Below are 10,279 nucleotides of genomic sequence, written 5' to 3'. Positions count from 1 at the left end.
CCCGGGCTCCGCCCACTCTCCCCCCGGCTCCCCCGGCTCCCCCGGCTCCCCCGGCCCGCCCCCGGGCTCCGCCCGCCCACCGCCCGGTCCGGCCCGGCGGGCGGTGTCCTCGGCGACGAAGTACGCGGGCCTGCGCTGCACCGCGGCGTGGATCCGGGCCACGTACTCGCCGAGCAGGCCCACGCAGACCAGTTGCACCCCGCCGACGAACAGCACCGCGGCGAACAGCGAGGTCCAGCCCGGCACGGCGGCGCCGGACAGGTACGCGGCCAGGCAGAAGACCAGCAGCAGCAGGCAGGTGAGGAAGGCCGCGGCGCCCAGCCAGGTGGCCAGCCGCAGCGGGGCCGCGGAGAAGCCGGTGATGCCGTCCAGGGCGAGCCGGACCATCTTCGCCAGCGGGTACTTGGTGCTCCCGGCGACCCGCTCCTCGCGGACGTAGCGCACCTCGCCGCTGGGGAAGCCCAGCCAGGGCACCAGCAGCCGGTAGACCCGCGGCTGGTCGGGCAGGGCGCGCAGCGCCTCGACGGCCTCCCGGCTGAGCAGCCGGAAGTCCCCGGCTCCGGCCGGGACGTGACGGCCGACCAGGCGGCGGACCAGCCGGTAGTAGGCGTCGGCGGTGCCGCGTTTGAAGGGGGTGTCGCTGGAACGGTCCGCGCGCACCCCGTACACCACGTCCAGGCCGTCGCGGCGGGCCAGCGCCAGCATCTCGGCGAGCTTCTCCGGCGGGTCCTGGAGGTCGGCGTCGATGCTGGCCACGTAGTCGCCGACGGCCCGGTCCAGTCCGGCGGTCAGCGCGGCCTGGTGGCCGCTGTTGCGGCGCAGCCGGACGGTCCGCAGCTCGGGCCAGTCGGCGGCCAGCGCGCGCAGCAGGCCGGCCGTCCCGTCGGTGCTGCCGTCGTCCACGGCGAGCACCTCGTAGCGGGCGCCGAGGCCGTCCAGCACCGGCCGCAGCCGGGCGGCGAAGGCGGGCAGCGCGTCCTGCTCGTCGTACACCGGGACGACCACCGACAGCAGGGTGCCGGTCCGTGCCGCTGCGCTCATCGGGGTCTCCCGCCGCGTGGGTCGCGCTCCGTCCGATGGGGGGAGTGTAAGCACGCGTCCTCCGATCAGGTACGGACCAGCGGGGCGTGCCGTAGGCTCGCCCGAGAATCCGGGCGGCCCGGCGCGGGCCCCAGACCCAGACAGGACCTGATGGCGATGGCAGCGAGCCCCGACACCGACGTGGTCGAGCGACCCGATCCGCCCGCGGACTCCGGTACGGCCGCGGAGGGCGCCCGGGCGTGGCTGCGGCGCACCGCCGCGGAGTACGGGCCCGCCCTGGCGGTGTTCGCGGCGGTCCGGCTGATCGCGTTCACCGTCTTCATGTGGCTGCTGAGCTGGTCCGGCGAGTACCTGACGAAGAACCCGCGGTTCGGCGGCGGCAAGCACGTCTGGGACGTGCTGGGCGGCTGGGACGGCTGGTGGTACCAGCAGGTCGCGCAGAACGGCTACGACCCGAAGCTGGTGCCGTCCGCCTCCGGCCCGTGGACGCTGGAGCAGAACTCGGTCGCGTTCTTCCCGCTCTACCCGGGCCTGATCAAGATGGTCTCCGCGGTGACCGGCCTGAACTCGCTGGGCGCGGGCATCCTGGTCTCGGTGCTGACCTCCTTCGTCGCGGCGGCCGGCATCTACGCGGTGGCCAAGCTGGTCGCGGGCCACCGGGCCGCGGTGATCGCGGCCGGCGTCTGGGGCCTGTTCCCGGGCTCCGGCGTCGAGTGGGCGGTCTACTCGGACTCGCTGTTCGTCGCCCTGGCCGCCTGGGCCTGCTACTTCGTGATGACCCGCAACTGGCTGGCCGCGGGCGTCACCTCCTTCGTCGCCGGGCTGAACCGCCCGACCGCGGCCGCCCTGGCCGCCGCGGTCGGGGTGGCCGCGCTGACCGCGCTGTTCAAGCGCCGGGACGGCGTGCTCGGCCCGCTGTCCGCGCTGCTGCTCGCCCCGCTCGGCTTCGTCGGCTACATCGCCTGGGCCAGCTGGCGGATGGGCAGTTGGAGCGCCTACTTCGACCTTCAGCGCGGCGCCTGGCTGCACTACTTCGACTGGGGCAAGCACACCGGCAACGTGATCCAGAACCTGCTGTTCGGGCACCACGACTACATCTTCGGCTACCCCACCGAGGACCTGATCGCGCTGTTCCTGGTGCTCAGCCTGCCGGTCCTGCTCTTCCTGCTGATCCGGATGCGGCCGCCGGCCTTCCTGGTCGTCTACACCTGCGTCACCATCGTCCTGGTCCTCGGCAGCCAGCAGATCTTCGGCAACACCTCGCGCTACCTGCTGCCCTGCTTCCCGCTCTTCCTCCCGATCGCGGCCGCCCTGAAGCGCCTGTCCCGCACCTCGCTGGCCGTCACCCTGGGCACCGTCGCCGCGGCCTCCGGCTGGTACGCCGGATACGTCCTGTTCGAGCTGGGAATTCCGTAAAGCGCAGTCAAAACCGGGTAAAGAACGGGTATCCGGTGCGCGGGGTCCGCCCCGCGCACTGCCACACTCACGCGTCCGCTCCGCACCCGAACCGAGGACGCACCCGATGCCCACCCCCCGCCCCCTGGCCGCCGTCGCCCTGTCCGCCCTCGCCCTCTGCGCCCTGACGGCCTGCGGCCCGGACGAGGCCCCGAAGAACGCGGCGGCCCCCGCGACGCCCTCCGCCTCCCCGTCGCCCTCCGCCCTGGCGGACCTGTCCGCGGCGGAGATCGCGGAGAAGTCGCGGACCGCGGGCGCGGAACTGACCGGTGTCACCATCACCGTCGACGTCCCCGGCTACCCGGGCGGGGCGTTCCACGGCACGTTCTCCGAGAACAGCGGCGGCGACTGCCACGGCACGTTCACCATCGCGGGCCAGGGCTCGGTGGAGATCGTGCGCGTCGGCGACAAGGCGTGGGAGAAGCCGGACGCCGCCTATCTGAAGGCCACCGCCCCCGGCGCCCCCGACGGGGCGGTCGGCAAGTGGTTCGCCACCGGGAACACGGCGAAGGACAAGGCCTACTTCTGCGACCTGGGCGTGCAGTTGGAGAAGCGCGTCGGCCTGAACACCGACAGCAGCCCGAACCAGGGCCTCGCCAAGGGCGGCCCCGTGCAGGTGGACGGGGCCGCGGCGCTCAGCCTCACGATGACCGACCCGGAGGGCTCCCCCGCGCGCTACGACGTCGCGACCGAGGGCGAGCCCTACCTGCTGGCCTTCGACTCCGACTCCGGCGGGATGACCGTGCGGCTCGGCGACTTCGACAAGCCGGTGCAGGCCACCGCCCCCGCCGCCGACCAGGTCTTCACCCCCTGAGCCGCCCGTCCCCGGAACGGAAGGCCCCGCGGGGGCCTTGCACCGACCGATCGTTCGGTTACGCTGAGGAGCGTCCCGCCCCGCCCCCGTGAGGAGCGCACCATGGCCGCTGCGACCCCCGCCCTGCCGGTCGCCGAACTGCTCGCCCGCCACCAGGAGACCCTGGACCGCGCGCTGGCCGCGATCGCCGCCCGCGACTACTGGTCCCCGTACCCGGAGTTCCCCAAGGCGTACGGGGAGGGGGCCGCCGCCGACGGCAAGGCCGCCTTCGAGGCGCTGCTGGGGCGGGAGTTCGACCTCCCCGGGCACCCCGGCGGCGGTGAGCCGGTGACCGGCGAGGCCTCCCCGTACGGCGTCGAACTGGGCGTGAGCTACCCGCACGCCGAGCCGGACGCGCTGCTGGCCGCGCTGGAGGCGGCCCGGCCCGCCTGGGCGAAGGCCTCGCCCGCCGAGCGGGCCGCGGTCTGCCTGGAGGTGCTGGCCCGGATCAACGCCCGCTCGCACGAGTTCGCGCAGGCGGTGATGCACACCACCGGCCAGGCGTACGGCATGGCCTTCCAGGCGGGCGGCCCGCACGCGCAGGACCGCGGCCTGGAGGCGGTGGCGTACGCGTACGCCGAGCAGACCCGGCTGCCCCGCTCGGCGAGCTGGACGAAGCCGCAGGGCAAGCGCGAACCCCTGGTGCTGACCAAGGAGTTCACCGCGGTGCCGCGCGGCACCGCGCTGCTGGTCGGCTGCAACACCTTCCCGACCTGGAACGGCTACCCGGGCCTGTTCGCCTCGCTGGCCACCGGCAACGGCGTGCTGGTCAAGCCGCACCCGCGGGCGGTGCTGCCGCTGGCGCTGACGGTGCGGACCGCCCGCGAGGTGCTCGCCGAGGCCGGGTTCGACCCGAACCTGGTCTGCCTGGCCGCCGAGCACGAGGGCTCGGCGATCGCCAAGGTGCTGGCGCTGCGGCCCGAGGTGAAGCTGATCGACTACACCGGCTCCACCGGCTTCGGCGACTGGCTGGAGGACAACGCCCGGCAGGCGCAGGTCTACACCGAGAAGGCGGGCGTCAACACCGTCGTCATCGACTCCACCGACGACTACCGCGGCATGCTGGACAACCTGGCGTTCGCGCTCAGCCTGTACAGCGGCCAGATGTGCACCACCCCGCAGAACCTGCTGATCCCGCGCACCGGCATCCGCACCGAGGACGGCGAGCGCTCCTACGAGCAGGTCGTCGCCGACCTGGCCGCCGCGGTTGAGGGCCTGCTCGGCGACGACGCCCGGGCCACCGCGATCCTGGGCGCCGTGGTCAGCCCGGCCGTGCTGGCCCGCAGCGCCGCCGCGGCGGGCGGCGAGTACGGCGAACTCGCGCTCGCCCCGCGGGTGGTGGCCTCCGCCGAGTTCCCCGGCGCGACCGTCCGCACGCCCGCCCTGGTGAAGGCCGACGCCGACAAGCCGGACGACCGGGACCGCTTCCTGGCCGAGTGCTTCGGCCCGGTGGCCTTCGCGGTCGCCGTGGAGTCCACCGCCGCCGCCGTCGAACTGCTGCGCCGCACCACCGCCGAGCACGGCGCGATGACCGCGGGCGCCTACACCACCGACCCGGCGGTGGAGGACGCCCTGGTCGGGGCCTGCCTGGACGCCGGGGTCTCCCTCTCGCTCAACCTGACCGGCGGCGTCTACGTCAACCAGACCGCGGCCTTCTCCGACCTGCACGGCACCGGCGCCAACCCGGCCGCCAACTCGGCGTACTGCGACGCCGCGTTCGTGGCCAACCGCTTCCGCACCGTCGAGATCCGCAAGTAGCGCGAGAAGCGGGCCCGGCCGCCGTCCCACAACGGCGTCCGGGCCCGCGCCCTGTCCCCGCGGGGGGAGGAGGGACAGGGAGTCTCCGTCGATCCGCTACGAGCGCCGCGGGTGGAACACCCACACCCGCAGCAGCACGAACCGCACCAGCGTCGCGGCCGCGTTCGCCGCCACCAGCACCGCCAGCTCGACCCCGTGCCCGGCGCCGGGGGAGGCCGCGTGCAGCACGGCGACGCCGCCGCTGGTGAGCACCAGGCCGACCAGGAAGGCCAGCCCGCCCTCCAGTTGGTGCTTGAGGGCGTCCCGGCGGCCGGTGACGCCGAAGGTGAAGCGCCGGTTCGCGGCGGTGTTGAACACCGCGGTGGCGCCCAGGGCCAGCGCGTTGGCCACCAGCGCGGGCAGCAGCTGTCGCAGGCCGAGGAAGAGCAGCAGGTACGCCAGCGTGCACAGGACGCCGATCACCGCGAAGCTGACGGTCTGCCAGCCCAGCCCGGGCGGCACCTGCGCCTGCCGGACCCGGTCGGGGAGGTCGACGCCGCCGCGGCCGGCCAGGGTGCGGCGGGCGACCCGGGCCATGCCCCGGAGGTCGTCGAGGACGGTGCGGACGATGTCGACCCGGCTGTCCGGGTCGTCCACCCAGTCCACCGGCACCTCGTGGATCCGCAGCCCGGAGGCCTCGGCGAGCAGCAGCAGTTCGGTGTCGAAGAACCAGGCGTCGTCCTCGACCTCGCCCAGCAGCCGCTTGACCACCTCGGTGCGGCCCGCCTTGAACCCGCACTGCGCGTCGGAGAACTTGGCCGCCATGGTGGCGCGCAGCAGCAGGTTGTAGGTGCGCGAGATGAACTCCCGCTTGGGCCCGCGCACCACCGCCGAGCCGCGGTGCAGCCGGCTGCCGATGGCCAGGTCGCTGTGGCCGGACAGCAGCGGCGCGACCAGCGGGAGGAAGGCCTCCAGCCCGGTCGACAGGTCGACGTCCATGTACGCCACCACGTCGGCCTCGCTGGCGCCCCACACCTCGCGCAGCGCCCGGCCCCGGCCCTTGAGGTCCAGGTGCACGGCCCGCACCGGCGCGAGCTCCGCGGCGAGCGCGGTGGCGACCTCCCAGGTGCCGTCGACCGAGGCGTTGTCCGCCACCGTGATCAGGTAGTCGTACGGGAACGTCTCCGACAGGTAGGCGTGCAGCTCACGGACGCAGCGCTCCAGCGAGTGCTGCTCGTTGTACACGGGTACGACGACCTCCACGAGCCTGGTCCTCACCACGGTGTCGGCCGGGTCCCGGCCGTCGACCGCCGGGACGGGACGGAGGGTCTGGCGCATCGCTGGCTGTGTCATGGGAATGAGGTTCACAGCCCCTGATGGGCCCGCGATGATGGCAGTCTGAGAGCGCGCTGAGAACCCGGGCGCCGTGGACTCCGGCCGGTGCGCGCACCGGCCCTTGCTGCAAGACGACGGGAGAGACGGATGTCCGAGACGGAGTTCACCGCCGACGTGCTGGTGGTCGGCGCGGGCCCGACCGGCCTGCTGCTGGCCGGCGACCTGGCGGCGGCCGGGCTGCGGGTGACGGTGCTGGAGAAGCGGACCGAGGAGTCCGGCCTGACCAGGGCCTTCGCCGTGCACGCCCGCACGCTGGAGCTGCTGGACGCCCGCGGCCTGGCCGACGAGCTGATCGCCACCGGCACGGCGGTGCCCTCGATGCGGGTGTTCGGGCGGCTGCGGGTCGACTTCGCGGGCCTGCCGACGCGCTTCCCGTTCGTGCTGGTCACCCCGCAGTACAACACCGAGCGGGTGCTGCGCGAGCGGGCCGTCAAGGCCGGGGCCGACCTGCGCCGCGGCACCGCGGTGACGGGCCTGCGGCAGGACGCCGAGGGCGTCACGCTGACCGCCCGCACCGCCGACGGCACCGAGCAGGGCTTCCGGGCCCGCTACGCGGTCGGCGCGGACGGCGTCCGCTCGACGGTGCGCGACCTGCTGGGCGTCCCGTTCCCCGGCGAGTCCGCGGTGCGCTCGGTGATGCTCGCCGACGTCCGGCTGGCGGACGAGCCGGAGGAGGCGCTGACGGCCGGGGCGGGCGAGGCCGGGTTCGCCTTCCTCGCCCCGTTCGGCGACGGCTGGTACCGGGTGATCGGCTGGAGCCGGGAGCACCAGGCGCCGGACTCCGAGCCGGTGGTCCTGGCCGAACTCGCCGACCTGCTGCGCGAGGTGACGGGCCGTGACCACGGCATGGGCGAGGCCCGCTGGACGTCGCGCTTCCACAGCGACGAGCGCCAGGTCCCGAGCTACCGCTCCGGCCGGGTCCTGCTCGCGGGGGACGCGGCGCACTGCCACTCCCCGGCGGGCGGCCAGGGCATGAACACCGGGCTGCAGGACGCCGCGAACCTGGGCTGGAAGCTGGTCTCGGTGCTCCGCAGCTGGTCGCCCGACGCCCTGCTGGACACGTACCAGACCGAGCGCCACCCGGTCGGCCGGGCGGTGCTGCGCTCCTCCGGCGCCCTGGTCCGGCTCGCCCAGGGGCGGCACGCCCCGGCCCGGGCGCTGCGCTCGGCGATCGGCGCGGCCGCCGGCCACCTGGGCCCGCTGGCCGAGCTGGGCGCCAAGCAGGTCTCCGGCATCGGGTACGCCTACCCGGCGGAGAAGGGCGCCCACCCGCTGGTCGGCCGCCGCGTCCCCGACCTGCGCCTGGCGGTGGACGTGCCGGGCGGCCCGGCCCGGCTGCACGAGGCGCTGCGCGCCGGGAAGGCCGTGCTGGTCAGCAACGACGAGCTGTCGGTGGCGGACTCCTGGGCGGAGCGGGTGGTCACCGCCGCGCCCGCGGACCCGCACGGCAAGCTGCGCGACACCGTGCTGCTGGTCCGTCCGGACGGGTACGCGGCCTGGGCCTGCGCGGACCCGACCCGGGGCGAGCTGCGGGCGGCGCTGAGCCAGTGGCTGGGCCGCCCCTGACATTCAGTTTCCACCGCACCGGAATTGAACCAATTCACTGAATTGCTTTTCCGTTTCACAGTTGACTGTTTTTTAGTAAGCAATTGCCCAGGCATGGGCCTTTTCCTGCGAGTTCTCTGAGAGATTCTGGCGAGCGTTTTCGAAACCCGGAACGCCGCCAGATTTCCGGAGGAACCCGTGCGACCCCGCTCGCTCGCCCTTGCCGCCGCCCTCGCGGTCCTTCCCCTCGCCGCCCTCTCCCTGGGCACCGCCACCGCCCAGGCCGCGCCGTCCCCCAGCGCCGCGGCCCGGGTGTCCCTGCCGCAGACCGTCACCCCCGCGGTCGCCCGCTCCCACAAGCAGGGCGACGTCCCCGCCGACCGCCGGATATCCGTGGCGGTCTCGCTGAAACTGCGCGACACCGCCGCACTGGACCGCTTCCTGACCGCGGTCGCCACCCCCGGCACCGCCGAGTACGGGCACTACCTGACGCCCGCGCAGTTCACCGAGCGCTTCGGCCCGACCGCGGCCGACGTCGAGCAGGTCCGGACGTTCCTCACCACCCAGGGCCTGACGGTCGACTCGGTCAGCGCCAACCGCCAGGTGGTGGACGCCACCGGCACCAGCGCGCAGTTGGCCGCCGCCTTCGGCACCCACGAGTCGACGTACACCGACCCGCAGCAGGGCGGCCAGGCCTTCTTCGCCAACGACGCCGCCGCCTCGGTGCCCGCCGCCCTGGCGGGCGTGGTCGAGGGCGTCAGCGGCCTGAACGACCACACCGTGCGCACCACCCGGCTCGCCGAGCCGCAGGCCGCCCCGCACGCCGCCCCGCTCGCCACCCCGTCCGGCTTCGGCCCGGCGACGTACGACGGCGCGTACCGGCTGAACCAGCTGGGCGCGGACGGCACCGGCTCGACCGTCGCGCTCTGGGAGTTCGACGGCTACCGGTCCTCGAACCTGACCACCTACGACAGCCAGTTCGGCCTGTCCGGCCCGGCGGTGACCACCGTGCCGGTGGACGGCGCCAACTACGACGCGAAGCCCGGCGACGGCCAGGGCGAGGTGGAGCTGGACTCCGAGATCGTCCGCGGCGTCGCCCCCAAGGCCACCCAGCTGGTCTACGAGGCGCCCAACAGCGACCAGGGCGAGATCGACATGGCCGCGAAGATCGTCTCGGACAACCGGGTCTCGGTGATCTCCATCTCCTGGGGCTCCTGCGAGCCGGACACCACCGCCTCCTCGATGACCGCGGTGAACAACTCCTTCAAGCAGGCCGCCGCCCAGGGCATCTCGATCTTCTCGGCCTCCGGCGACGACGGCTCCCGGGACTGCACCCGCTCGACCTCCGGCTCCACCGTGAGGGCCGTGGACTTCCCCGCCTCCAGCCCGTACAACACCGGCGTCGGCGGCACCAACCTGAAGGTCTCCGGCACCACGTACAGCTCGGAGAGCGCCTGGTCGACGGCGGGCGGCGGGGTCTCCACCCAGTTCGCCAAGCCGAGCTGGCAGACCGGCACCAACGTCACCGGCACCATGCGCACCGTCCCGGACGTCTCCTCCAACGCGGACCCGAACAGCGGCTTCGCGATCTACACCCAGGGCAGCTCCGCCCCCGGCTGGCAGGTCTACGGCGGCACCTCGGCGGCGGCCCCGCTGTGGTCCGGCTTCGCGGCGCTGTACAACCAGAAGGCCAAGGCCGCGGCCAAGCCGGTGCTGGGCGAGGCCAACCCGAAGATCTACGCCGTCACCACCTCGGCCTCCTACGGCAGCGCCTTCCACGACGTCACCAGCGGCGCCAACCAGGACTTCGGCACCAAGGCGGGCTACGACCAGGTCACCGGCTGGGGCAGCCCGGTCGCCGACGGCCTGGCCGCCGCCCTGCTCGGCTCCGGCGGCACCACCCCGCCGCCCACCGGCTCCTGCACCGCCGCCCAGCTGCTCGGCAACCCCGGCTTCGAGACCGGCACCGCCTCCCCCTGGACGGCCTCCTCCGGCGTGGTCGACAGCTCCTCCTCCGAAGCCGCGCACGGCGGCTCCTGGAAGGCCTGGATGGACGGCTACGGCTCCGCCCACACCGACAGCCTCGCCCAGACGGTCTCCGTCCCGGCCGGCTGCAAGGCCACGCTGAGCTTCTGGCTGCACGTCGACACCGCCGAGACCGGCAGCACCGCGTACGACAAGCTGACCGTGACCGTCAACGGCACCTCGGTCGCGACCTACTCGAACACCAACGCGGCCACCGGCTACGCCCAG

Annotated in this window: 7 protein-coding genes; 5 read left to right on the top strand and 2 right to left on the bottom strand. The window is 74.0% G+C overall.

Translation table 11 applies throughout. The features are described 5' to 3' along the window. Positions 1-1,041 (bottom strand): glycosyltransferase family 2 protein (locus OO57_RS36430; protein WP_081974210.1); only part of this gene is annotated, 1,041 nt, incomplete at its 3' end. A 150-nt stretch (positions 1,042-1,191) separates the two neighbouring features. Between OO57_RS36430 and OO57_RS36425 the strand changes: the two genes are divergently transcribed. The 3 genes from OO57_RS36425 to paaN all read left to right on the top strand — a co-directional run bounded on the left by OO57_RS36425 (position 1,192) and on the right by paaN (position 5,107). Further along, on the top strand, positions 1,192-2,457 hold the full coding sequence (locus tag OO57_RS36425; protein WP_033257106.1) for a glycosyltransferase family 39 protein: 1,266 nt from the start codon (positions 1,192-1,194) through the stop codon (positions 2,455-2,457). A gap of 106 nt (positions 2,458-2,563) precedes the next feature. Beyond that, positions 2,564-3,310 (top strand): hypothetical protein, encoded by a 747-nt coding sequence (locus OO57_RS36420; protein WP_033257105.1) that lies wholly within the window; start codon positions 2,564-2,566, stop codon positions 3,308-3,310. A gap of 102 nt (positions 3,311-3,412) precedes the next feature. Further along, entirely contained in the window at positions 3,413-5,107 is a 1,695-nt protein-coding gene (gene paaN, locus OO57_RS36415; RefSeq protein ID WP_033257104.1) for a phenylacetic acid degradation protein PaaN, read from the top strand. A 96-nt stretch (positions 5,108-5,203) separates the two neighbouring features. On the opposite strand, the gene OO57_RS36410 is transcribed toward paaN, so the two are convergent. Further along, on the bottom strand, positions 5,204-6,439 hold the full coding sequence (locus OO57_RS36410; RefSeq protein ID WP_324606819.1) for a glycosyltransferase: 1,236 nt from the start codon (positions 6,437-6,439) through the stop codon (positions 5,204-5,206). Between the two features lie 129 nt (positions 6,440-6,568). Here OO57_RS36410 and OO57_RS36405 point away from each other — a divergent pair, with 129 nt between their 5' ends. Together OO57_RS36405 and OO57_RS36400 are read left to right on the top strand one after the other, a co-directional pair. Further along, positions 6,569-8,047 carry an FAD-dependent monooxygenase gene (locus OO57_RS36405; protein ID WP_033257103.1) on the top strand — a complete coding sequence of 493 codons (1,479 nt, stop codon included), beginning with the start codon at positions 6,569-6,571 and terminating at the stop codon, positions 8,045-8,047. A 177-nt stretch (positions 8,048-8,224) separates the two neighbouring features. Continuing rightward, a partial coding sequence (locus OO57_RS36400; RefSeq protein WP_051778706.1) for a S53 family peptidase occupies positions 8,225-10,279 on the top strand: 2,055 nt, incomplete at its 3' end.

Origin of the sequence: Kitasatospora phosalacinea (genome assembly GCF_000717185.1) — a bacterium.
Taxonomy (GTDB): Bacteria; Actinomycetota; Actinomycetes; order Streptomycetales; family Streptomycetaceae; genus Kitasatospora; species Kitasatospora phosalacinea_A.
This window is presented reverse-complemented; position numbering and strand designations above follow the sequence as displayed.

Bases quoted from the DNA above. Each gene is read 5' to 3' on its own strand.
- OO57_RS36425 (WP_033257106.1), top strand. From the start codon at position 1,192: ATGGCGATGGCAGCGAGCCCCGACACCGACGTGGTCGAGCGACCCGAT.
- OO57_RS36420 (WP_033257105.1), top strand. From the start codon at position 2,564: ATGCCCACCCCCCGCCCCCTGGCCGCCGTCGCCCTGTCCGCCCTCGCC.
- paaN (WP_033257104.1), top strand. From the start codon at position 3,413: ATGGCCGCTGCGACCCCCGCCCTGCCGGTCGCCGAACTGCTCGCCCGC.
- OO57_RS36410 (WP_324606819.1), bottom strand. From the start codon at position 6,439: ATGACACAGCCAGCGATGCGCCAGACCCTCCGTCCCGTCCCGGCGGTC.
- OO57_RS36405 (WP_033257103.1), top strand. From the start codon at position 6,569: ATGTCCGAGACGGAGTTCACCGCCGACGTGCTGGTGGTCGGCGCGGGC.